Raw genomic sequence first — 22,761 nt, forward strand, 5'->3', positions numbered from 1 at the left:
CTGCGGTGCCCCCGGGTACGCCGAAGCGCCGGGGACGAGGAGTCTCGCTCCTCGCCCCCGGCGCTCGATTTATGCTGGTTCGTCAGCGCCGAGCTACTTTGCGGCGACGGCCGCACGGCCGGCCGCATCGGCTTCGAGCGAGAAGGGGCTCACGAGGAAGGCCGCGTCGAGCTGATCGGATTTCAGGGCGTCCAGCGCGGGCTGGAAGCCGAGCTTGAGCCACTCGATGTTCTCGGTGTCGACGCCGGCCTCGTGCAGCACCGAGGTGATGGTGCCGTCGGGCTGCCCCTTGAGCTCGGGCACGGCGATGCTGGTGTCGCCGCCCATGTCCTCGATGCTCTCGATGCCACTGCCCTTGCTGACGTAGACGCCCACCGAGGTGTAGTTGCGCTGTTCGCCGAGCGAGGCGTCGGCTGCGGCGGGGTTGATGCCGTCGGCCGCAGCGATCATGGTGATGGGCACGTTCTGACGAGCCATGGTGAGCGCGGAGATGGTGGGCACGAAGGCGAGTTCGAGCTTGCCGGCCTGCAGGGCCGCGGTGGCGGCGGGCAGGTCGGGCAGTTCGGTGACCTCGACCTGGAGGCCCTCGGCTTCGAAGGTGCCGTCCTCGACGCACATGTACATGGGCTCGGCGGCGATGGAGGCCTGCGATTGGATGCGGATCGTGATGGGGCCGTCGTCGGCGGCCTCGGTCGTACCGCCGGCGGCGGGGCCGGAGGAGCAGGCGGCGAGCGAGACGACCGCGGCGGCGGCGAGGCCGATGAAGGCCAGCTTGCGAATCTTCATTGACAGCCCGGGAAGGCGCCGGATCGCCGCCGTGATCGACATCGCCGAGCGCACCGTCGCCGCGCGCGGGGCCGAGCTGCTGCGCAGCCGTCAGGTGCGCATGACCGCTCTCACGCTGCTGCCGCGCGGCGGCCTGCTCGACAGCTCCATCATCAACGTGCGCTGCGAGGCCGGCATGAACCGGGTCACCGCCATGTCGGCCGCCGCGCGCTCCAATTCGGTCTTCACCTACCTGACGACGGGCGAGGCCGACTGCGTCTTCGAGCTCATGAACGAGCGGTCGCGCTCCCTGGCGACCCTCGTCGACGAGATCCCCGGCATGCCCGGCGCCGCCGGCATCGAGACCGCAACAATCCTCAAGCTCTAAAAGGGCACCCACCAGTGGCTTCCCGGCCTGCTGACCGAGGATCAGGTCGCCGCGCTCATCGACCATGAGCAGACCTGGGAGCCGACCGGCTCGGTCGAGCTCGCGCCCCTCAGCCGCGAAGAGCAGGAGATCGCCCGAGTGCTCGCCGCCGACGGCAGGGCCACGATCGAGGAGCTGGCCCGCGCCACGGCGCTCTCCCCAGCCTCGGCGAGACGCCGCCTCGCTCACCTGCAGGCGAGCGGGCGCCTCTTCGATCGCGCCGTGGTCGAGCCGGCGGCGCTCGGTTTCCCGGTGGAGGCCACCATGCGCATCCGCACTCTGCCCGGCCGCACCGAGTCGGTCGCCATGCAGCTCACCCGGGTGCCCGAGGTGCGCTACCTCGCGTTCACCACTGGCCGCTACCAGCTCTTCGTGAACATCGCGTGCACCGGGCACGACACGCTCGCCGACTTCCTCATGCGGTCCGACTGGACCGAGGACGCCGTCGAGGTCGACACCTCGATGGTGCTGCAGGCCCTCAAGCGCAGCGGCGTGCGCATGGACGAGGAGTGAGCCCGGCCGGCGGGGGTGGCTTCGGGGCTACTTCTTGCCCTGGCGGAGCGTCTTGACGAGCATCTGCCCCAGGATGAAGGCCAGCAGCAGCGAGAAGGCCACGTTCGACCAGAGCGGCGGGATGTGCGTCGCGATCACCGAACCGAGCGGCGACAGCACGCTCGCCGCGATGCCGAGCACAGCGGCCGACCGGATGTCGACATTGCGCCGGCGCGCGTTGCCGAGGGTGCCCGAGATCGATCCCGGGATGAGCATGATGAGCGAGGTGCCCTTCGCGATGAGATCGCTCGCCCCGAAGAAGAACATCAGCACGGGCACCACGATGACGCCGCCGCCCACGCCCAGCAGCCCGGAGAGCACCCCGGTCACGAGCCCCGTCAGCACGAGCAGCGCGCCGGTGAGCACCGTGATGTCGATGACCGCGTCGCGCTGCGGCACGACGAACCAGAGGCTGATGACCACGCCCAGCAGGAACGCCATGAACATCCAGCGCAGGAAGCCCGTGGGAACCCTCGACAGCAGGTAGCTGCCGATCTGCGCCCCGACCACTACGCCCGCGGCGAGCAGCACCGCAGCGAGCCAGTCGACGTTCCCCTGCACGGCGTAGCCGATGCCGCCGACCACCGCCGCGGGCAGGATCGCGGCCACCGAGGTGCCCGCCGCGAGGCGCTGCTGGAACCCGAGGAACATGACGAGCATGGGGACCAGCACCACGCCGCCGCCGATCCCGAAGAGACCGGAGAGGAGGCCGGTGACCGCCCCCAGGATGCCGAGGACGATGATGCTGGGGCGTGAAGTCTGAGTCATGGAGGTCGTTTCTGAGAGAGGTGGCTGAGCTGCGGATCGGGGCTGCGCCTCCGATCAGCCGGAGGCGGACACCACGATCGCAGAGCCGTCGGAGCGCGGATCGCTGGCAGCGTCGTACCCCTCGGCGCTGACACGGATCAGATTCGAGTGTCCCAGATCCTCCGAGTACGGCGGCACCGTCTTGAGCGGGAAGCCCGCGGCCGCGATGGCGTCCCGCGCGCTCTCGGGGACGTCCTCCTCGATCGTCACCCGCACCGTCCCGTCCGCACCCGGCTCGTCGACGATCCACCTCGGAGCGTGCGTCGCCTCGTGCGGGGATGCTCCGGCGAGGGAGCGCAGCAGCAGCTGCGTGTGGATCTGCGGCTGCGCCGATCCGCCCATCGTCGCCGGCACCCAGGCGAGCTCGTCGCCGCGCAGGATCAGCACGGGCATGAGCGTGTGGCGCGGCCGGCGGCCCGGCGCGAACGCGTTCGGCGAGGCGGGGTCGAGCGAGAACGACGTGCCCCGGTTCTGGAACAGGATTCCCGTCTCGGGGTCGAGCACCGCGGCCCCGAAGCCGAAGTACACCGAGTTGATGAGCGAGATCGCCCAGCCGTCGGCGCTGACGGCGCTCAGGCCGACGGTGTCGCCGCTCGGCTTCGCCTCGCGCGGGGGCGCGTGCTCCGGTCGGGGCATCGCGATGAGTTCCGGGCCGGTGGGGCCGCCCGATGCAGGGTCGGCGAGGTAGGCCGCGCGCACCGCATTGCCGCCCCGGAACGCGTCTGCGAGGGCGCCCGCTCCCGCGCCGAGCGGATCGTCGATCCCGTCCGCGATGGCCTCGAGGGCGCGCAGCAGGATGAATCCCGAAGTGTTCGGCGGCCCGGTGATGACGCGGTGGTCGCCGAATGATCCTTCGAGGGGGTCGTCCCAGAAGGCGGTGTAGGCCGCGGCGTCCTCGGGCGCGATCTTCGACCCGAGCGCCTGCAGGCCCGCCACCCAGCGCTGCGCGAGCTCGCCCGTGTAGAACTCCTCCGGCCCGCCCGCGGCGAGTCGGCGCAGCGAGTCGGCGAGCGCGGGCTGCACGAACGGCTGCCCCTGCACGAGCGGCAGCCCGTCCGGGATGAAGGCTTGCCGGCAGCCGGGGTCGAGTTCGAGCACCTCGCGCTCGTCGACGATCGCGGCCGCGACCGACTTCGCCGTGGGCACGCCGTCGGCGGCGTAGCGGATCGCGGCCTCCAGGTGCTGCTCCCAGCTGCGGGTCGCCCCGAAGTCGTGCAGCTCGCCCCATCCCCGCACCCCGCCGGGCACGGTCACGGTGTCGATGCCGCGCAGCGGCAGCAGCTCGCCGTACGCCTCGCGGAGCGCGTCGAGCGACTGGGCGGCGGGAGCGGTGCCCGTCGCGTTGAGGAAGCGCACCTCGCCCTCCGGCGAGCGCACCAGGGCGACGAGGTCGCCGCCCAGCGCCACATTGTTCGGGTACACCACGCAGAGGGCGGCAGCGGCGGCGAGCGCCGCATCGATCGCGTTGCCGCCCGCTTCGAGTGCGGCGGCGCCGGCCTCGGTGGCGAGGTGGTGCGAGGTCGAGATGGCTCCGCGGGGGTGTGCGTCGGGGTGGGTCATCCCTGTGCTCCTTCGTCGTTCGCGCCCGTCGCGGCGAGGGCGATCTGCTTGCTGATGTCGAGCACGTGGGCTCGGGCCTCCGCCTCGGCGGTCGTCGGGTCGCCGGCGGCGATCGCCTCGAAGATCCGGCGGTGCGCGACGCTCGACGCCTCGCGGCGCTCCTTCGTCTGGTACCGGCTGGCACGGCTCGGGGCGATCTGCTGGGCGATCTGCTCGTTGATGAGTTCGAGCAGCGGGTTGTGGGCGTACTGCGCGATGGCCTGGTGGAAGGCCCGATCGAGCTCCGCGTACCGCTCCTTCGTGACGTCCACTTCCATCGCCTCGACCAGCTCGCGCAGCTGCGCGATGTCGCGGGGGGTGGCGCGCGTCGCGGTGATCCCCGCGATCGGCGGTTCGACGATGGCGCGCAGCTCCATGATGTCGCGGATCTCGGGGTGCACCGCCGAGACGGCGCTGGAGATGCGGTCGGCGATCCCGGATCGCTCGCCCGGGCTCAGCACGATGGTGCCGCGCCCCGGCTTGCGGTCGATGAAGCCGCGGTTTTCGAGCTCCCGCAGCGCCTCCCTGATCGAGACGCGCGAGACGCCGAGGTGCTGGGCGAGCTCGCGCTCGGCCGGAAGCTTCTCGCCCGGCGCGAGGTCGCCCTCGAGGATCAGCCGTTCAAGGTCGACCGAGAGCCGGTCGGGCACCGAGAGGGTCGCCCCCCTGTTGATCGAGTCCCAGTCCATTGCGCACTTCCATTCTCAGTTCGATAGCCTCACCGCGGGGCCGCTCAGATCGCACTCGTCCGCTCCGGGTGCCGTCACGTGTCCGTGCCCTTGCCGAAGTAGGCCTCGTGCAGCCGTTCGTCCTCGAGCATGGCCGCCGCCTCGCCACCTCCTGAGATCTTGCCCGTCTCCATGAGGTACCCCCGATCCGCGATCGAGAGCGCCATGCGGGCGTTCTGCTCGATCAGCAGCACACTGGTGCCCGAACGGTTGATCTCCTCGATCACCTCGAACATCTGCGCGACCACCTTTGGGGCGAGACCCATCGATGGCTCATCCAGCATAAGCAGTTTCGGGCGTCTGATGAGCGCACGGGAGAGGGCGAGCATCTGCTGCTCCCCGCCGGACAGGGTTGCGGCGGTCTGGTGACGGCGCTCTTCGAGCCGCGGGAAGAGCGAGAACACGGTCGCGACCTCGGCCGAGAAATCGGTCGATGCGCCCCAGTGGGCGATCTGCAGGTTCTCGAACACCGACATCCGGCCGAAGATATGCCGGCCCTCCGGCACGAGCGAGAGCCCGGCCCGGGTCCGCTGCTCGGCGCGGCGGGACGAGATGTCCTGCTCCAGGAAGGCGATCCGCCCTCGGCTCTTGTTGAGTCCTGCGACCGAGCGCAGCAGGCTGCTCTTGCCGGCTCCGTTCGCTCCGACCACGACGACGAGTTCGCCCTCGTCGACGTGCATGTCGACGTCGGTGACCGCCCTGACCACGCCGTAGCGCACGTTCAGGCCTTCGACTTCGAGCACTCTCACTTCGCATCACTCCCCAGGTAGGCCTCGAGCACTTCAGGATTGACGCGGATCTCGGCCGGCGTGCCGTCGGCGATGATCACGCCGTGATCGAGCACGATGATCCGGTCGGAGACCCCCATGAGCAGGTCCATGTCGTGCTCGATGAGGATCACGTCGATGCCGCGCTCCCGGATCCGCTTGATGAGGCGGGCGAGGTCGCGGGTCTCGCTCTCGTTCAGGCCCGCCGCCGGCTCGTCGAGCAGCAGCACGTTCGGGCGCGTCATGAGGGCGCGCGCGATCTCGACTCGGCGCTGCTGGTACGCGTCGAGCGAGGAGGCCCGCTTGTCGCGGCTGTCCCACACGTCCATGAAGGCCAGCACCTCCTCGGCCTCTTCGACCGTAGCCCGCTCAGGCGCCCGCACGAACGGGAACGGCGACAGGAACTTCGGAACGAACCCGGCGAGGCGCGAGTGCCCGCCCACGAGCAGGTTCTCGAGCACCGTCATGTCCCAGAAGAGGCGCACGGTCTGGAAGGTTCTCGCGATGCCTCGCATCGCGACCGCACTCGATTCGAGGCGCTGCGTCTGCTCGCCGTGCAACTCGATCGTGCCCGACGTCGCCCGGGTGACACCGGAGATGGCGTTGAGCAGAGTCGATTTGCCGGCGCCGTTCGGCCCCATGAGGCCGAGTACTTCGCCGTGCCTGAGCTCGAAGGTGACCGCTTCGAGGGCGACGAGCCCGCCGAACACCTGCTTGACGTTCTCGGCCTTCAGCACGGGTGCGCCGGCCGCCACGGGCGTCTCTCGCTCGTTCACGATGAGCTCGCCCTCCGGCGATTCCTTCCCTCCTCGCGCCCGGGTGAGTTCGAGGCGCTTCGAGATGATGCCGCCGGGGCGCAGGATCATGAGCACCACGACGATGAGCGCGAGGAACCCCGTGCGGAACTCGGGGTGCGCCTGGATGAGCGGGATGTCCTTCGCGACGGCCTGGAAGAAGATCCACAGCACTGCGCCGGTGATCGGACCCCACAGCGTGCCCGCCCCACCGAGGATGACGAGGCTCAGCACGATGAAGTTGTCTTCGAGGGTGAAGCTGTCGGGGTTCACGAACTGGTTCATGTGGGCGAAGAACACGCCGATCACGCCGGCGGTCGAAGCCCCGACCACGTAGGCCAGCAGCTTGTAGCGCCGCGTGCGGATCCCCATCGACGAGGCGACGAGCTCGTCCTCGCGGATGGCGACCCAGGCCCGCCCGACGGGCGAGGCGATGAGCGAGGCGAGCGCGACGACGAGGATGACCACGACGAGGAACACGATGTAGTAGGTGGTCAGCGGTCGCACGATCTCGCCCGTGAGGGTGAGTGCGGGGATGTTGCGGATGCCGACCGCGCCGCCGGTGAAGTCGGTCCAGTTGATGGAGACGATGCGCACGATCTCGCCGAAGGCGAGCGTCATGATGGCGAGGTAGTCGCCGCGGGCGCGCAGCGTGGGGTATCCGATGATCGAGCCCGCTATGCCGGCCAGCACGATCGCCGCCACGATACTGAGTGGAAGCACCCAGGCGAGCGCGGCGGGGTTGTCCACCAGGTTGACGCCGAAGGTTCTCGTGCAGAATATGGCCGTCGTATAGGCGCCGACGATGAAGAAGGCGATGAAACCGAGGTCGAGCAGGCCGGTGATGCCGACGAGGATGTTCAGGCCGGAGGCGAGTGCCACGTAGATGAGCGCCAGGGCGGCCACGCGGATCCACTTGTCGCCGGGCAGCACCAGGGGAGCGAGCAGGCCGATGAAGAGGAAGACCGCGGGCCAGATCCAGCGCTTGAAGCCGTGATCCTGCCTGAGGATGACGATGGGGGCGGTGTGCGTGTTCGACATCGTTAGACCTTCTGTACCTCTCGGCGGCCGAGCAGCCCCTGCGGGCGGAGCCACAGGATGATGACCAGGATCCCGAACGCGATGACGTCGCGGTAGGCGGATCCCTGCGGGACGTAGGACGCGGCGAGCTCCTCGCTGACGCCCAGCACGAGGCCTCCGACGAAGGCGCCCGGGATGCTGCCGATGCCGCCGAGCACGGCGGCGACCAGCGCTTTCAGACCCGGCAGGAAGCCCATGGTGGCGGCGGCGAACCCGTACCGCTGCGAGTAGAGCAGACCCGCGACCGCGGCGAGGGCCGAACCGAGCACGAAGGTGGTTGAGATGACCCTGTCGACGCCGATGCCCATGAGCCTCGCCGCGTCCTTGTCCTCCGCGGTGGCGCGGATCGCGCGGCCGATCGGGGTGAAGCGGATCACCGCCCAGAAGGCGAGGGTCACCGCCACGGCCACTGTGAGCACGATGACGTCGATGCGCTGCACTCGCGCACCGAAGATGTTGAGGGCCTCGCCCAGTTCGGGGCGGGGCACCGGGAGCTGCGCGGCGCCGAAGAGGAAGGTCGCCACGGCGCGCAGCAGCATCGACACTGCGATCGCGGTGATGAGCATGGAGAGGATCGGGGCGTTGCGCAGCGGCCGGTACGCGATCCTCTCGATGAGCCAGCCGATGAGCGAGCCGACGATGAGCCCGAAGAGGATCGCCGCCCACGCGGGGAGACCCGGGCCGTCGATGCTCGCGTCTGCGATGAGGATGTTGGTCTGGCCGGCGACGAGCGCTCCGACGGCGCCGAACATGAAGATCTCGCCGAAGGCGAAGTTCACCATGCCGAGGACGCCGTAGACGACGCTGAACGCGACGGCGAGCAGCCCGTAGATGCCGCCGACGGCGAGACCGTTGATGATTTCCTGCATTACCTAATCTCCGTAGCCTGCTGGGGGAACCGGATGAGGATCCCGGTGGGCGCCGAGGCCGGCGCCCACCGGGCGGTTGCTACTCCTTGATGACCACGAAGGCGCCGTCTTCGATGCGCTGGAAGGTGAGGTTGCCCACACGGTTCCCCTCGTCATCGAAGCTGATCTCGCCGGAGACGCCGGGGAATCCCTCCGTCGCCGCGATCGCCTCGGTCACTGCCGCGCGATCGGTCGATCCCGCGGTCTCCATGGCCTGCGCCGCGATGTACGTGGCGTCGTAGGCGAGCGCCGCCCAGGAGCTCGGCTCCTTGTCGTACTTCTTCGTGAAGGCCTCGACGAACTCGGCGGCCTCGGGGCTGTCGTCGCTCGCGGAGAAGGCCGAGTAGACCTCGACGCCTTCGGCGTTGTCGCCGGCGAGCTCGATGAAGAGCGGGCTCGCGGCCCCGTCGGAGGCGAAGATCGGCACATCGGATCCCGCATCGCGCACCTGGTTCACGATCTTGCCGGCCTCGGTGTAGAAGCCGCCGATGAAGACCGCGTCCGGGTCGTCCTTGAGCGCCGTGTCGACGGTGCTCGCGAAGTTCACCGTGCCCAGCTGGTAGGCCTGGGAGCTGGTGACAGTGCCACCGGCCTTCTCGATGCCCTCCGTGAACGCGTCGGCGACGCCCTTGCCGTAGTCGTCCTGCTGATACAGCACGGCGACCTTCTTCACACCCCGGTTCTCGGCGATGAACTTCGCCGCCTCGGCGCCCTGGTAGGCGTCGGTGAACACGGTGCGGAAGAAGATGTCGCTCGCGCCGCTCAGCTCGGGTGACGTGACCGCCGATGCGATGATCGGCAGGCCGCACTGCGTGTAGATGGGCAGGCCCGACAGTGCGACGCTCGAGAAGCTGAACCCGAGAACGACCGGAATATCGGCGTTGTCGCAGAACTCCTGCGCGATCACGGGGCCGTTGGCCGGCTTGCCCTCGTCGTCGACCCCTTCGAGAGTCAGTTCGCGGTCCAGCACGCCGCCGTCGGCGTTGATCTCCTCGATGGCGAGGTCGATGCCCTCGCGCATCTCGAGACCGTAGCTCGCGAAGTCTCCGGAGAGGGTCGCCGTGTATCCGAGCGGGATCGCGCCTTCGGCGCCGCCTCCGTCACCGGAGCCGCCCGATCCACCCGAGGAGCACGCGCTCAGCGCGAGGAGCGCGACGCCCGTCACGACCGCCAGTTTGGCTGTTCTCTTGCTCAACATTCTCATCACACCCGTCGGTTCGGAGGTCAGTCGACCGTCTCGATCGTCATCCAGTTTTCGAAGCAGTGGTTCGCGGCGAGCGAGGTGACGCCGATCGTCGCGCGGCCGCCGAGGCCGTTCTCCTCGCCGAACACGTCGCGGAAGAGGTCCGTGGCGCCGCACGACACGAGGTTCACGTCGACGAAGTCCGGCGCGGCGACCACGAAGTTCAGCGAGTTCACGAGGCACTTCACGCGGTCGAGCGAGCCGAGCGCGAGGCGCATCGTGCCGAGGCAGTTCAGCGCGGTCTGGCGGGCCTCGGCGTAGCCCTGCTCGACGGTGACCTCGGCGCCGAGCTTGCCGGCGTGGGTCGGCTGGCCGTTGTGGCCCACGATGTCGGCGACGTGGCCCGAGAGGAAGAGCAGGTTCCCGGTCTTGTGGAACGCCTTCATCGTGCCGTAGTAGGTGCCGTGGTAGCCGCCGTTGCTGTAGTCGGGGATGTCCAGGCCGAGCTCCGCCACGCGCGCTTCGTATGAGACAGACACTATATTTCTCCTTCTTCTCGTCGTTGAGGTGTCGGGTTAATCAGGACTATTGGTCTGACCGAATGACCGACTGTCCATGACGTTATCTGAGACGAGGGGAAAGGGGAAGACCCGGAGCAAGTTTTTTCTCGACCGTGATCAAGTCGTCACCTGGCACCCCTCGGCACCCCTCCAAGACCCCTGCCCCACCCCTGCCCCTGCCCTTCCCCCGCGGACCCCGCTGCCGAAAGGCGGATTTCGCAGGCGGCGCAGACCCATCCCATGCGAAATCCGCCTCTCGGCAGGGCGAAGCAGGGGGCAAGGAGCAAGGAGCAAGGAGCAAGGGGACACAAGCCCGCGCACGCAGAAGAGGGGCCCCGCGATGGATCGCGGAGCCCCTCCCGAGCTTTGAGACCGACGGCTACTGCGGCGACAGCCCCAGGTCGTCGAGACCGATCGCGTAGCGGTACTCGTAGCCCGCCGCCTCGATGCGCTCCTTGGCAGGCGCCTGGCGATCCACCACCACGGCGACCGCCGCGATCTTGGCGCCCACCTTCTGCAGCGCCTCGATGGCCTTGAGCGGCGATCCGCCGGTGGTGGAGGTGTCCTCGACCACCACGACGCGCTTGCCCGCGAGATCCGGCCCTTCGACCTGGCGGCCCCGGCCGTGATCCTTCGGCTCCTTGCGCACCACGAAGGAGTCGTACACCTTGCCGCGCGCGACACCCTGATGCATGATCGCCGAGGCGATCGGGTCGGCGCCCATCGTGAGGCCGCCCACGGCCACCACGCCGTCGATGTCGTCGATGAGGTCGAGCATCACCTGGCCGATGAGCGGAGCCGCGCGGTGATCGAGGCTCAGCTTGCGCAGATCGATGTAGTAGGTGGCCTTCTTGCCGCTCGTGAGCGTGAAGTCGCCGTGGAACACGGCCTCGCTCGTGATGAGGTCGATGAGCTGTTCGCGCGCAGTCGTCATGGTGACGATCCTACGGCGTTCCCGCGCACCCGACCGCACGCGGCGCCGCATAGGATCATCTCGCAGCCCCCTGCAAATCACCACCCCGGTCGCGGACGACCCGGGCCGGACGCACGTCCCGGCGAGGTCTCCCCGCACCGCGGTGGCGCCACCGCTCCGAGACGAAAGCCGGTCAGCCATGCCCGACTCCCCCGCAGCACTGCCCGCACGCCGAACCGAGCGCCGAGCAAGCGGGAAGCACCGCCGCGCCCTCCTCCCGCGGCGCGCCCTCGCCGCACTCTCCGACGCGCCGCGCGATCCGCTCGCGATCATCGACGGGCAGAACGCCACCCGACTCCCCGAGCTCATCCCGCTGCGCACCGAGCGGATGAGCGCGAGCCCGTTCGCCTTCTACCGCGGCACCGCGGCGATCATGGCCGCCGACCTCGCGGCCGAGCCGCACACCGGCATCCTCGTACCGTCCTGCGGCGACGCCCACGTCGCGAACTTCGGCTTCTACGCCTCGCCCCAGCGCACGCTCGTCTTCGACCTCAACGACTTCGACGAGGCGGCGTGGGCGCCGTGGGAGTGGGATCTCAAGCGGCTCATCGCGAGCATCGTCATCGCGGGGGCGAGCAACGGACGCGCGGAGGACATCGTCGGGAAGGCGGTGGTCACCGCCACCCGCTCCTACGCGCTCGCGATGCGCACCGCGGCGAAGGCATCACCGCTCCAGCGCTACTACGCGCACTTCGAGGCCTCAGCGGGCACCGGTGACATGCACCCGGAGTCCCGGAGCGTCCTCGACCGCGCAATCGCCCACGCGAGAAAGCGCACGGGCGAGCGCGCCTCCCGCAAGCTCACCCAGGCGGATCCGGACGGGCGCCTCCGCTTCGTCGAGCGGCCGCCGACGATGCGCGCACTCGAACCCGCCCGGCGGGCGCTCCAGACCGAGCTCATCGAGCGCTACCTCCGCACCGCGAGCGCGGACATCCGGCTGCTGCTCCGCCACTACACCGCGGTCGATTCGATCCGCCGCGTCGTCGGCGTCGGGAGCGTCGGCACCCGGTGCGCGCTCTCGCTCTTCCAGGATGGAGACGGCAACGCCCTCATCCTCCAATCGAAGCAGGCGGGGCCGAGCGTTCTCGAACAGTACGGCGGCATCGCCCAACCCGCAGAGCTCGTCGAACTCACCGCTGACCTCGGCGAAGGCGGACGCGTCGTCGCGATGCAGCGGATCCTCCAGGCGCTGAGCGACCCGTTCCTCGGCTCGCTGCGCCACACCGGCGAGGAGTTCGGCGAGCTCGAGCTCTACGTGCGCCAGTTCCACGACATGAAGGGCGGCATCGAGATCGAGGAGATCGAGGACGAGCCCTTCGTCACCTACTCGCGCGCCTGCGCGGTCACGCTCGCCCGCGCGCACGCGCAGTCGCCGCGCGCGGCCGAGGTGAGCGGCTACCTCGGCGACGGCACCAGGGTCGGCGAGGCGCTGCTCGACTGGGGACGCGGCTACGCCGAGCGCTCGCATGCCGACTACACGGTCTTCACCGCTCGCGCAGAGATGAGCGTCGAGGGCATGCCCTAGGTTCGGAGGAAAGGGGGAATCATGACACCACCGCAGGCCGGCTCACCGCAGACCACTGCGGCGCTCGCCCGGCTCTTCGAGGCGGGGCCGGTGGCCGTGCTCACCGGCGCCGGGATCAGCACCGACTCGGGCATCCCGGACTACCGCGGGGCCGGCTCACCGCCGCGGACGCCCATGAGCATCGCGCAGTTCATGGACGACGAGGCCTACCGCCGCCGGTTCTGGGCCGGCGCACGCATCGGCTCCCTGCGGTCGAGCGGCGTCGCCCCCAACGCCGGCCACCTCGCCCTCGCCAGGTTGGAGGCCGCGGGCCGCATCGGCGGGGTCATCACCCAGAACGTCGACGACCTGCACCGGCGAGGCGGCTCCCGCACCGTGGTCGAGCTGCACGGCAACGGCAGCGTCATCCGCTGCCTGCGGTGCGGAGCGCGCTGGAGCCGGACCGAGGTGCTCGGCTGGTTCGACGAGCTCAACCCCGGTTTCGTCGACCGCAACGCGACCGCCGAGCTGGCCCCCGACGGCGACGCGCGCGTCTCGGGAGCCGGTGACGCCGTCGTCCCCGCCTGCCCGGGACGGGGCGCGCCCTGCGGCGGACTGCTGCGACCCGACGTGGTCTACTTCGGCGAGACCGTGCCGCCGGCGGTATTCACCACCGCCGAGACGCTGCTGCGGGACGCCGAGGCGCTGCTGCTCGTCGGCACCTCGCTCGCCGTGAACACCGGCCTGCGACTCGTGCACCGCGCCGAACGGCGCGGGATCCCGGTCGCCGTCATCAACCGCGGCCCGACCGCGGTGGACGACCGCGACTCCGTGCGGGTGCGCGTCGAGGGCGGCACGAGCGAGACACTCACCGCCCTCGTCGCCGTGCTCGGCGCGGAAAGCGACTGACCGCGCGGCGCGAACAGCGCGCACGGCGGCTGAGCCGCGCGGCCCCGCTACTGCACGCTCTCCAGGAAGTTGCGCGTGCGCTGGCGCTGCGGGTTGTCGAGCACCTCGTGCGGCGGGCCGGCCTCGACGACGACGCCGCCGTCCATGAAGACGACCTGATCCGCCACGCCGCGGGCGAAGCCGATCTCGTGGGTGACCACGATCATCGTCATACCCTCCCGCGCCAGCTCGCGCATCACGTCGAGCACATCGCCGACCAGTTCGGGGTCGAGGGCCGAGGTCGGCTCGTCGAAGAGCATCAGCTTCGGCTCCATGGCGAGCGCCCGGGCGATCGCGATGCGCTGCTGCTGGCCGCCCGAGAGCTGCGCCGGGTAGTGCCCCGCGAAGTCGGCGAGGCCGACACGATCGAGCAGTTCCAGTGCGCGGCCCTTCGCCATCGCGCGCGGGCGACCGGCGACGCCGACCGGCGCCTCCATGATGTTCTCCAGCGCGGTCATGTGCGGGAAGAGGTTGAAGCGCTGGAACACCATCCCGATGCCCCGCCGCTGCTTCGCGATCTGCCGCGGGCTCATCTCGTGGGTCTTGTGCCCCGCCTGCCGGTAGCCGATGAGCTCGCCGTCGACGATGATCCGGCCGCCGTCGATGGTTTCGAGATGGTTCACGCAGCGCAGCAGTGTCGATTTCCCCGAGCCCGACGGGCCGAGGAGCACCGTCACCGTGCCTGCCGGGACGGCGAGGGAGATGTCCCGCAGCACCTCGTGCGCGCCGAAGCTCTTCCGCACCCGGCGAATCTGCACGAGGGCCTCGGAGTGCTGCGCCTCGGACTCGGCCGCAGTCAGGGTCATGCTCATGTTCATGCTCCGATCACCTCGACGGCGTTCGTGGGGGGCGCGGGCGCGGGGCCCGGCTTTCGGCTCTGCAGCGCGGAGCGCAGACGCTGGAAGGGGGTGGGCGGAAGGTTGCGGGTGCTCCCCCGCCCGAAGCGGCGCTCCAGGTAGTACTGCGGCACCGAGAGCACGCTCGTCATGAACAGGTACCAGATGCTCACCACGATGAGCAGCTCGACCTGCTTGAGGTTGGACGAGGAGATCACGGAGGCCTGGGTGTAGAGCTCCATCACCGCGATGACCGAGAGCAGCGAGGTGTTCTTGAGCATCGAGATGAGCTCGTTGCCCATCGGCGGGATGATGACCCGCATCGCCTGCGGCAGCAGCACTCGACGGAAGGTGTACAGCGGAGACATGCCGAGGGAGTACGCGGCCTCGCGCTGCCCCTCGTCGACCGACATCATGCCGGCGCGCACGATCTCCGAGGAGTACGCGGCCTGGTTGAGCGTGAGCGCGAGCAGGCCGGCCACGAACGGGGTGACGAGCGCGTTCGTGTCCATCGACCAGAAGACGACGTCGGTGAGCGGGACGCCCAGGCGGATCTGATCGAAGAGCAGGCCGAGGTAGCCCCAGAGCACGATCTGCACCAGCACCGGCGTGCCGCGGAACGCCCAGACGTAGAACCAGGCGACGCTGAGCAGCACCGGGTTCGAGGAGAGCCGCATCGCGGCGATGACGATCGCGAGGATCGTCGACACCGCCATCGAGATGACGGTGATGAGGATCGTCAGCCAGACCCCCTCGAGGATGCGCGGGTCGAACAGGAAGAGGCCGACGGTCGCGAAGTCGAGGTTCGGGTTCGTCGCGATGACGCTCACGAACCAGACGAGGAGGGCGAGCACGACGACCGCGCTGATCCAGCGCCAGGGGCGTCGCAGCGGGATCGCTTCGACGTCGTCGTCGGTGGCGAAGCCGGGATCGGCCGGGGCCGAGCCGCGGGGCAGCGTGGGCGCGGTCACGAGGCGGCCTTGCCCTGGTTCACCGCGGCCGTCTCGACCGCGTAGGCGCCGATGTTGTTGCGGTCGAGCACCTGCTGATAGGTGCCCTCCTCGATGAGGGACTGGAGTGCGGCGCGCACGGCCTCGATCAGCTCGGTGTCGCCCTTGAGGATGCCGATGCCGCTGTAGACAGGATTGAATCCAGCCGGGTTCTCGGCGTCGCGCACGATCTCGAACGCCTTGCCGTCGTCGGTGGTCGCGACGACGTACTCCGCGACGACCGCGTCGGCGGTGTAGGCCTGGCTCTTGCCGGCGCGGAGCGCGGTCTGCGCGTCGAGATCCGAGGGGAGCTCCATCACGTTGATGTCGCAGTCCATCGCGCGCAGCAGCTCGCCCTGCACCGTGGCCTTCTGCACCGAAACGGTGAGCCCGCAGAGGTCGCGCTGGGTGGTGATCCCCTCGGGGTTGCCCTTCTTCACCGCGATGGCGAAGCCGCCGTGGGTGTAGTCCACGAAGCTCAGGGTCTCCTGGCGCTCGGGGGTGTCGTTCATGCCCGACATGATGATGTCGTTCTTGCCGGCCTGGAGCGACGGGATCACCGAGTCGAAGGCTTGCTTGTTCAGCGAGACGTCGATGCCGAGCTTCTGGCCGATGAGGCGACCGAGCTCGGGGTCGAAGCCGATCGCACGGTTCGAGTCGTCGTACATCGCCATCGGCGGGAAGGGGATGTCGACGGCGATATCGATCCGCCCCTTCTCGACGATGTCGTCGGGCAGCAGCTCGGTGAGCGCCGCATCGGTCGTGGTGCTGATCTCGTCGCCGGCGGGCAGGCTGTCGCCGCCCGCTCCGCCCGACGCCTCGGCGCCAGAGGTCGCAGCGTTCGAGCAGCCGGTGATCGCGAGGGTGAGCGCGGCAGCCGCCGCGAGCAGGGTGAGGGGTGTCTTCTTCATGGTGTTCCTTCGTCGTCGGAGGAGATTGGGCAGTTCTGAGGGCGGATCGCCCGGCGCAGTCGGCCTCAGCCGAGCTCGCCGAGCAGCGGCTCGTGCAGGCGCAGCAGGTCGTCGTAGGTCTCGCGCCGCGTCACGAGGCGGGCCTCACCGTCGCGCACGAACACGATCGCCGGCTTGAGCGCCCCGTTGTAGTTGTTGGCGAGGGTGTAGTTGTAGGCGCCCGTGCCCGGCATCACGACGAGGTCGCCCGGGCGGGCCGGGGGCATCGGGGCTCCGTCGATGAACAGGTCGCCGGACTCGCACTGGCGGCCGACGAGCTGCACCGTCTCGGTCCACGGCTCGTCGATGCGGTCGGCGAGCAGCGCCTCGTAGCGCTGGTCGGTGAGGGCGATGTCGAGGTTGTCGGCGAGGCCGCCGTCGATCGCCACGAAGATCTCGCCGGTGTGCTTCACGGTGACTACCCGGTACAGGGTGACGCCCGCGCGGGCGACGACCGAGCGGCCCGGCTCGATCATGATCCGCGCGTCGGCCGGCAGGTTCTCGCGAGCCGCCGCCACGATCGCGTCGAGGTACTCGTCGACGGTGGGGGGCGTCTCGTCGTAGGTGTACTGCACGCCGAGGCCGCCGCCCACGTCGTAGGTGCCGAAGGTGCCGACGGTGGAGATGTTCGCGACCGCCTCGGCGAACTGCCGCGTGTTCAGGATCTGCGAGCCGATGTGCAGGTGGACGCCCTCGAAGTGCATGAGCGGGTGAGCCTGCATGCGCTCGATGGCGCGCTTCGCCTGATCCATCGGCAGGCCGAACTTCGACTTCGCGCCGCCCGTGGCCTGGGAGGCGTGGGTCTCGGCCTCGACCCCGGGGATCACGCGCAGGAGCAGCGCCTGCGGCCGTTCGAGCAGCCGTTCGAGGCGATCGAGCTCGTCGTCGTTGTCGACGATGATCGCGCCGACGCCCGCGTCGAGCGCCATCCGCAGTTCGGCGTCGGTCTTCGCGTTGCCGTGGAAGTGCAGCTTCTCGGGTCGCACCCCGGCCGCAAGTGCGAGCTGCAGCTCGCCGCCTCCGGCGACGTCGACCGAGAGGCCTTCTTCGTGCGCGATCCGGTACATGCCGGGCACGGGCAACGACTTCGAGGCGAAGAGCACTTCCGAGTTCGGCCACCGCTCGGCCAGGCCGTCGATGAAGCGGCGGATCTGCCGGCGCAGACCGGTTTCGTCCATGATGTGCAGCGGGGTGCCGTAGGTCTCGGCGAGTTCGGTGACGCCGAGGCCGCCGATCGCGAGCTCTCCGCCGCGCGGGCCGTCGATGCGTGCGGCCTCCTCGGGGAGGATGTTCCAGAGTTCGCCGAGCCGGGTGCCGTCGGGGGCGGTGCGGGCAGGGGTCTGTGCGTGGGTCACTGGATCTCCGTTCACGTCGTCGTCTCCCCCACTTTAGGCACCGAGAACCGACAACATTTTGTACTTTTCTTATATGTTTGAATCATGAGCTCAGCGATTTCGACAGCACTGCCGGTCGGTGCGCTGCGGCTCGACACCCTCGTCGCCGAGCTCGGCCCCCAGACCGCGACCCTGCTCGGCGCCCCGCCGGCGGCTCGCGCCGTGCGCACCACCGAGTTCCACGACGCGCTCGAAGACCTCCCCGACGAACCCGACACGCTGCTCCTCGTCCCCTCCGCCGCGCCCGCCGCGGGCCCCGACTTCGCCGCTCTCGCTGCCACCGCCGCGCAGCTCGGCTACGCCGGCATCGCCGTGAAGTGCCGCGACGCGGACGTCGACGCGGTCTCAGCGGCTTCGCTTCGCGCCGGGATCCCCGTCATCCGCGTCGGGGAGCGGATCAGCTGGCGCCTCTTCGACGCGCTCCTCGCCCAGCTGCTCGGCGAGCACCGCTCCAGTGAGGACACCCACCGCGACCGCGGCGCCGAACCCCTGTTCGCCCTCACCAACGAGCTCGCCGAGTTCTTCGGCGGTTCCGTCGCGATCGAGGACCTCGGCCGGCGCATCATCGCCTACTCCTCGGTGCCTGGCCAGCTCATCGACCGCCTCCGCACCCAGGGCATCCTCACTCGGAAGGTGCCCGACTCCCCCTTCAACGACGACCAGTACCGCACCGTGCTCCGCTCGGAGGTGCCGATCAAGTACCCGCGGCTCGACGACGAGGAGCCGCGCGTCGCCTACGCGATCCACGCCGGCACCCTGCCGCTCGGTACGATCTGGGCCATCGACTCGAGCGGCCTGCCCGAGCTCACGGCCGAGCAGGAGGAGCGGATGCGCTCAGCCGCAGCGCTGGCCGCCTCGCACATGCTCGACGACCTCCGCGTGCGCCGAGCCACCCAGCAGCCCCGTGAGGACCGGCTGCGCACTCTGCTCGACGGGAATGACGTGGGCGGCTCAGAGTTCGCGGAGCTCGGCATCTCCGAGGAGCACGGTGCCGTGCTCCTCGCGTTCTCCCCCGAGCGGCGCGAGCACTCGCCACTGCCGGCGCAGCTGCGCTCGCTGGTGCAGCGGCATCTCGCCCTGCAGCGGCCGGAAGCGGTGACCGCGATGCGCGGCGGCCGCGTCTACGCCCTCGTCGAGCACGCCGGCTCCCGCTCGCCGCGCGACCTCGTCGAGCCCGTGCTCCCGGTCATCGACCGTCTGCTCGGACCCGGCGTGCGGGTCGCACTGCCCGGTGTCGCCGCACGCCCGGGCGACGTCGCGCCGCTCAGGGATCTCGCGACGCGGCTCTTCGACGTCTCGCCGGCGGGCCCGGGAGACAGCCCGGCCAGCCCCGCCGATCGGCTGCTCACCGTCGACGCGCTGCGCCCCGCTCTCGTCTTCGCACGCGCCTCAGCGCTCTTCGCCGAAGCCCCCGAGCTGCGATCGCCCGCGATCGAGCGCGTGATCGAAGCCGATCCGCTCGTCGCCGACACGCTCGTCGCCTGGTGCGGCGCGTTCGGCAATGTGGCCCGCACCGCCCGCGAGCTCGGCATCCACGAGAACACGGTGCGCTACCGCCTCAAGCGGGCCGACGAGCACTACGGCGTCGACCTCTACGACCCGGACACGCTGCTCGCGGCGTGGCTGCAGCTGCGCAGCGGATCCGGATCCGCCCCCGGCTGAGCACCGCGACGGGCCGCCGTGCCAGCCGGCCAGAGCAGCACGACGAACCCAGCGGCTGCTTCGTCACTCCCCGCGCGAGACGCGGGTCATCTCCTCGCGGGACACGACCTTGATGCGGGTGCGCCCCGCCTGCTCGCCGAGACCGAGCTCGTGCTCGTCGAGCCGGTGCCAGCCCTCGATCGTGGTGTACGGCACCTCGCGCGCGTGCAGCAGCTCGGGAATCGCCCCGGCCTCGGGCGCTTCGGGCTGCCACCAGCTCGCACGGTCCTCGAGCAGGCACTCGAGCGTCTCCATCGCGTCGCTCTTGGTGTGGCCGATGAGGCCGACGGGGCCGCGCTTGATCCAGCCCGTCGCGTACACGCCCGGAATCTGCTCGCCTTCGAGATCACGCACGCGCCCCTGCGCGTTCGGGATCACGCCCTTCGCGTCGTCGAAGGGGATCTCATCGAGCGGGGAGCCGTAGTAGCCGACCGCGCGGTAGAGCGACTGCATGGGGACGATCTCGAACTCGCCGGTGTCGACCACGCCGCCCTGACCGTCGGGCGCGGTGCGCTCGATCTTGAGCCCGGCCACGCGGCCGTCCTCGACGACCACCTCGACGGGCTTCGACCAGAAGTGCAGGTGCAGGCGGCGCGACGACGGCTCGACCTCGCCGGCCTCGCGCTGCTGCTGCTCGGCCCGCCACTTGTCCATGATGCGGGTCATCACCACGACCTGCTTGTTCTTCGCGAGCGTCTCGTCGGCGTAGGCGTCGTCGCGGTCGAAGTCGCGCTCGTCCACGACCATGTCGACGTCGCGCACCTCGCCGAGCTCGCGCAGCTCGAGCGGCGTGAACTTCACGTACTTCGGGCCGCGGCGGCCGAAGAGGTGCAGCTCCTCGATGGGGTTCTGCTTGAGACCCGCGTACACGTTGTCGGGGATCTCGGTGGGGAGCAGGTCGTCGGCGTGCTTGATGAGCATGCGGGAAATGTCGAGCGCCACGTTGCCGTTGCCGATGACGCCCACCTCGCGCGCCTCCAGCGGCCAGGTGCGGGGCACGTCGGGGTGCCCGTCGAACCAGCTCACGAAGTCGGCGGCGCCGTAGGAGCCCTCGGCGTCGATGCCGGGGATGTTCAGCGAGACGTCGCGGATCGCGCCGGTCGCGAAGATCACCGCGTGGTAGTGCCGCTTGAGGTCGGCGAGGGTGATGTCCTGGCCGTAGCGCACGTTGCCGAAGTAGCGGATCGCGCCGCTGTCGAGCACCTCGCGCAGCGCCGTGATGATGCCCTTGATGCGGGGGTGGTCCGGCGAAACGCCGTAGCGCACGAGACCGTACGGGGCCGGCAGCTGCTCGAACAGGTCGATCTCGACCTCGAAGTCGCGCTCCGCCTTCAGCATCAGGTCCGCGGCGTAGATGCCCGCAGGTCCCGCTCCGACGATCGCCAGTCGCATCTTGCTCATTCTCAGCCTTCCCTGTTCACGATCGAATCCGCCATGCGCTCCAGCGCGCGCCGCACCGAAGTCTTCGGCAGCACCTCGAGCACCGCCTTCGCGTCCTCCGCCCAGCGGTGCGCCGTGGCCTCCGTCTCGCGGGTCACGTCGTGCGCGCGCAGCTCCTCGACCTCGGGGTCGAGCACGCCCGGATCCGCTCCCTCGCGGATGGCCGCGACGCCCGCGTCGATGCGGCGCAGGAGTTCGGCGTCGGCGGCGTCGCCCGCCGCGGCCCGCTGCTGCAGCAGCAGCAGCGGCAGCGTCGCGACGCCCGCCCGCAGGTCGGTGCCGGCGCGCTTGCCCGTCTGCTCCTTCTTCGGCGACAGGTCGATCACGTCGTCGATCAGCTGGAAGGCCACGCCGATGCGCTCGCCGTATTCCATGACCGGGTCGGCGTACTCGGCCGGAGCGCCGCCGAACATCACGCCCATGCGAGCGGCGGTCGCGATCAGCGCGCCCGTCTTGTCGGCGAGCACCTGGATGTAGTGCGCGATCGGCTCGTCGCCCTCCTGCGGGCCGACGGTCTCGTGCAGCTGCCCCAGGCACAGGCGCTCGAAGGTGCGGGCCTGCAGCAGGATCGCCTCCTCGCCCATCCCCGAGACGAGCGTGGAGGCGCGCGCGAAGAGCAGATCGCCGGCGAGGATCGCGACCGAGTTCGACCAGACCGTCTGCGCCGCGGGCACGCCCCGGCGCAGTTTCGCGTCGTCCATCACGTCGTCGTGGTAGAGCGAGGCGAGGTGGGTCATCTCGATCGCCTGAGCGGCGCGGCGCACCTGCTCGTTCGGGCCGTCGCCGAGCTCGCTGGTGAGCAGGGTCAGCATCGGGCGGATGCGCTTGCCGCCGGCCTCCATGAGGTAGCGGGCGGGCGCGTCGGCCACCGGCGACGCGAAACGCAGGTGCTCGGTCAGCTCGGCCTCGATGAGTTCGAGCTGCTGCTGCAGCTCCTTCGCGTGGCGGCGATCCTGCACACCCCGGAAAAGACGCATGGGCAACGCCTGGGTCGCCGTGTCTTCGGCCATGGAACGGCTCACTGGCTGGCTCCGCCCTTCGAGGTGTCGGTCGTCGAGTGATCGGTCGCGCGCTTCGACACGAAGCCGCGGTGCAGTGCCACGATGCCAAAGGTGAGGTTGCGGAAGGCGACGCGGTCGAGACCCGCCCCGCGCATCCACCGGCACAGCTCGGCCTGATCCGGCCACGCCTCGATCGAGTCGTTGAGGTAGCGGTACGCCTCGGCGGCCTCGCGGTTGATGAGCCCCGCGACGCGCGGCAGCACGTGGCGGCCGTACAGCTGGTAGGGGCGGCGGATCAGCGCCGACGGCGGCTCCGAGAACTCGGCGATGACCACCCGGCCGCCCGGTTTCACCACGCGCCGCATCTCGGCGAGGGCCTTGCGCGGATCGCTCACGTTGCGCAGGCCGTACGAGATGGTGGCCGCGTCGAAGGTGTCGTCGTCGAAGGGCAGCTGCGTGGCGTCGGCCCAGACGAAGTCGATGAGATCGTTGCCCGCGTGGCGCTTGCGCCCCTCGGCGAGCATGCCCTCCGAGAAGTCGGCGGCCGTGACGTGCGCGCCGTGCGCGGCGAGCGCCGCCGAGGAAGTGCCGGTGCCCGCGGCGAGGTCGAGGATTCGCATGCCCTTGCGGGGCGCGACCGCGCGCGTGGTGGCGATGCGCCAGAGCCGGTCGTTGCCGACCGTGAGCACGTCGTTGATCAGGTCGTAGCGAGGGGACACCTCGTCGAACATGGCTGAAACATCGGCCGCATGCTTGGTCTCGGTGTCGGGTCGGGTCACCCCTCCATGCTAGCCGTTCATTCCTCGGAGCCTCCCGGGCTCGCGAACCGGCACCGCCGAGGCCGAGCCGGTAGAT

At 69.9% G+C, this 22,761-nt stretch carries 22 protein-coding genes; 5 read left to right on the forward strand and 17 right to left on the reverse strand.

Annotation, left to right across the window (positions count from 1 at the left end; all coding sequences use genetic code 11):
• Nucleotides 1-93 precede the first annotated feature (93 nt).
• Complete coding sequence (locus H629_RS0107205; protein ID WP_024356620.1) at nucleotides 94-786, reverse strand: ABC transporter substrate-binding protein; 693 nt, start codon at nucleotides 784-786, stop codon at nucleotides 94-96.
• On the opposite strand from H629_RS0107205, the gene H629_RS0107210 reads away from it, so the two are divergent.
• Together H629_RS0107210 and H629_RS0107215 are read left to right on the forward strand one after the other, a co-directional pair.
• Nucleotides 773-1,153: a hypothetical protein gene (locus H629_RS0107210; protein WP_161607995.1), complete on the forward strand. Its 381-nt coding sequence runs from the start codon at nucleotides 773-775 to the stop codon at nucleotides 1,151-1,153. The two genes, H629_RS0107205 and H629_RS0107210, sit on opposite strands and share 14 nt — an antisense overlap.
• 138 nt (nucleotides 1,154-1,291) lie before the next feature.
• The gene (locus H629_RS0107215) at nucleotides 1,292-1,705 is read left to right on the forward strand and encodes an Lrp/AsnC family transcriptional regulator (RefSeq protein ID WP_024356622.1); all 414 of its coding nucleotides are present in this window, start codon (nucleotides 1,292-1,294) and stop codon (nucleotides 1,703-1,705) included.
• Nucleotides 1,706-1,732: 27 nt separating this feature from the next.
• Here the strand turns inward: H629_RS0107215 and H629_RS0107220 are convergent, their stop codons facing one another.
• From H629_RS0107220 to pyrE, 9 genes are all read right to left on the reverse strand, one after another.
• Entirely contained in the window at nucleotides 1,733-2,512 is a 780-nt protein-coding gene (locus tag H629_RS0107220; RefSeq protein WP_024356623.1) for a sulfite exporter TauE/SafE family protein, read from the reverse strand.
• Nucleotides 2,513-2,566: 54 nt separating this feature from the next.
• Nucleotides 2,567-4,111 carry a gamma-glutamyltransferase family protein gene (locus H629_RS0107225; protein WP_024356624.1) on the reverse strand — a complete coding sequence of 515 codons (1,545 nt, stop codon included), beginning with the start codon at nucleotides 4,109-4,111 and terminating at the stop codon, nucleotides 2,567-2,569.
• On the reverse strand, nucleotides 4,108-4,839 hold the full coding sequence (locus tag H629_RS0107230; RefSeq protein WP_024356625.1) for a FadR/GntR family transcriptional regulator: 732 nt from the start codon (nucleotides 4,837-4,839) through the stop codon (nucleotides 4,108-4,110). Before H629_RS0107230 ends, H629_RS0107225 begins: the two co-directional genes overlap by 4 nt.
• A 74-nt stretch (nucleotides 4,840-4,913) precedes the next feature.
• Nucleotides 4,914-5,627: an ABC transporter ATP-binding protein gene (locus H629_RS0107235; protein ID WP_024356626.1), complete on the reverse strand. Its 714-nt coding sequence runs from the start codon at nucleotides 5,625-5,627 to the stop codon at nucleotides 4,914-4,916.
• Entirely contained in the window at nucleotides 5,624-7,480 is a 1,857-nt protein-coding gene (locus tag H629_RS0107240) for a branched-chain amino acid ABC transporter ATP-binding protein/permease (RefSeq protein ID WP_024356627.1), read from the reverse strand. Before H629_RS0107240 ends, H629_RS0107235 begins: the two co-directional genes overlap by 4 nt.
• A gap of 2 nt (nucleotides 7,481-7,482) precedes the next feature.
• Nucleotides 7,483-8,388, reverse strand: a complete 906-nt coding sequence (locus H629_RS0107245) for a branched-chain amino acid ABC transporter permease (RefSeq protein ID WP_029746693.1) — start codon at nucleotides 8,386-8,388, stop codon at nucleotides 7,483-7,485.
• Nucleotides 8,389-8,467: 79 nt separating this feature from the next.
• Entirely contained in the window at nucleotides 8,468-9,622 is a 1,155-nt protein-coding gene (locus H629_RS0107250; RefSeq protein WP_161607997.1) for an ABC transporter substrate-binding protein, read from the reverse strand.
• A 29-nt stretch (nucleotides 9,623-9,651) separates the two neighbouring features.
• Nucleotides 9,652-10,149, reverse strand: coding sequence for a RidA family protein (locus tag H629_RS0107255; protein WP_024356629.1), 498 nt, complete (start codon nucleotides 10,147-10,149; stop codon nucleotides 9,652-9,654).
• Nucleotides 10,150-10,549: 400 nt separating this feature from the next.
• Nucleotides 10,550-11,104 carry an orotate phosphoribosyltransferase gene (pyrE, locus tag H629_RS0107260; protein ID WP_024356630.1) on the reverse strand — a complete coding sequence of 185 codons (555 nt, stop codon included), beginning with the start codon at nucleotides 11,102-11,104 and terminating at the stop codon, nucleotides 10,550-10,552.
• A gap of 178 nt (nucleotides 11,105-11,282) precedes the next feature.
• Here pyrE and H629_RS0107265 point away from each other — a divergent pair, with 178 nt between their 5' ends.
• Together H629_RS0107265 and H629_RS0107270 are read left to right on the forward strand one after the other, a co-directional pair.
• Nucleotides 11,283-12,668: a DUF2252 domain-containing protein gene (locus H629_RS0107265; protein ID WP_024356631.1), complete on the forward strand. Its 1,386-nt coding sequence runs from the start codon at nucleotides 11,283-11,285 to the stop codon at nucleotides 12,666-12,668.
• Between the two features lie 21 nt (nucleotides 12,669-12,689).
• Entirely contained in the window at nucleotides 12,690-13,556 is an 867-nt protein-coding gene (locus H629_RS0107270) for a Sir2 family NAD-dependent protein deacetylase (protein ID WP_024356632.1), read from the forward strand.
• Between the two features lie 47 nt (nucleotides 13,557-13,603).
• Here the strand turns inward: H629_RS0107270 and H629_RS0107275 are convergent, their stop codons facing one another.
• The 4 genes from H629_RS0107275 to lysA all read right to left on the reverse strand — a co-directional run bounded on the left by H629_RS0107275 (nucleotide 13,604) and on the right by lysA (nucleotide 17,725).
• Nucleotides 13,604-14,401: an amino acid ABC transporter ATP-binding protein gene (locus tag H629_RS0107275; protein ID WP_205618696.1), complete on the reverse strand. Its 798-nt coding sequence runs from the start codon at nucleotides 14,399-14,401 to the stop codon at nucleotides 13,604-13,606.
• An 8-nt stretch (nucleotides 14,402-14,409) separates the two neighbouring features.
• A complete protein-coding gene (locus H629_RS0107280) occupies nucleotides 14,410-15,402 on the reverse strand; it encodes an amino acid ABC transporter permease (RefSeq protein WP_029746696.1) in 993 nt (330 codons plus the stop codon).
• Nucleotides 15,399-16,331 (reverse strand): ABC transporter substrate-binding protein, encoded by a 933-nt coding sequence (locus H629_RS0107285; RefSeq protein WP_024356635.1) that lies wholly within the window; start codon nucleotides 16,329-16,331, stop codon nucleotides 15,399-15,401. The genes H629_RS0107280 and H629_RS0107285 overlap by 4 nt, the downstream gene beginning before the upstream one ends.
• A 65-nt stretch (nucleotides 16,332-16,396) precedes the next feature.
• Nucleotides 16,397-17,725, reverse strand: coding sequence for a diaminopimelate decarboxylase (lysA, locus tag H629_RS0107290; protein ID WP_024356636.1), 1,329 nt, complete (start codon nucleotides 17,723-17,725; stop codon nucleotides 16,397-16,399).
• Nucleotides 17,726-17,809: 84 nt separating this feature from the next.
• Between lysA and H629_RS0107295 the strand changes: the two genes are divergently transcribed.
• Nucleotides 17,810-19,426 carry a PucR family transcriptional regulator gene (locus H629_RS0107295; protein ID WP_024356637.1) on the forward strand — a complete coding sequence of 539 codons (1,617 nt, stop codon included), beginning with the start codon at nucleotides 17,810-17,812 and terminating at the stop codon, nucleotides 19,424-19,426.
• A 63-nt stretch (nucleotides 19,427-19,489) separates the two neighbouring features.
• Here the strand turns inward: H629_RS0107295 and H629_RS0107300 are convergent, their stop codons facing one another.
• The 3 genes from H629_RS0107300 to H629_RS0107310 are packed head-to-tail and all read right to left on the reverse strand — an operon-like array spanning nucleotide 19,490 to nucleotide 22,685.
• Nucleotides 19,490-20,866, reverse strand: coding sequence for an FAD-dependent oxidoreductase (locus H629_RS0107300; protein WP_024356638.1), 1,377 nt, complete (start codon nucleotides 20,864-20,866; stop codon nucleotides 19,490-19,492).
• A gap of 2 nt (nucleotides 20,867-20,868) precedes the next feature.
• Nucleotides 20,869-21,915: a polyprenyl synthetase family protein gene (locus H629_RS0107305; RefSeq protein WP_024356639.1), complete on the reverse strand. Its 1,047-nt coding sequence runs from the start codon at nucleotides 21,913-21,915 to the stop codon at nucleotides 20,869-20,871.
• A gap of 8 nt (nucleotides 21,916-21,923) precedes the next feature.
• Nucleotides 21,924-22,685, reverse strand: coding sequence for a class I SAM-dependent methyltransferase (locus H629_RS0107310; RefSeq protein ID WP_024356640.1), 762 nt, complete (start codon nucleotides 22,683-22,685; stop codon nucleotides 21,924-21,926).
• Nucleotides 22,686-22,761 lie beyond the last annotated feature (76 nt).

It is taken from the genome of Leucobacter chironomi DSM 19883, assembly GCF_000421845.1.
GTDB classification, from domain to species: domain Bacteria; phylum Actinomycetota; class Actinomycetes; order Actinomycetales; family Microbacteriaceae; genus Leucobacter; species Leucobacter chironomi.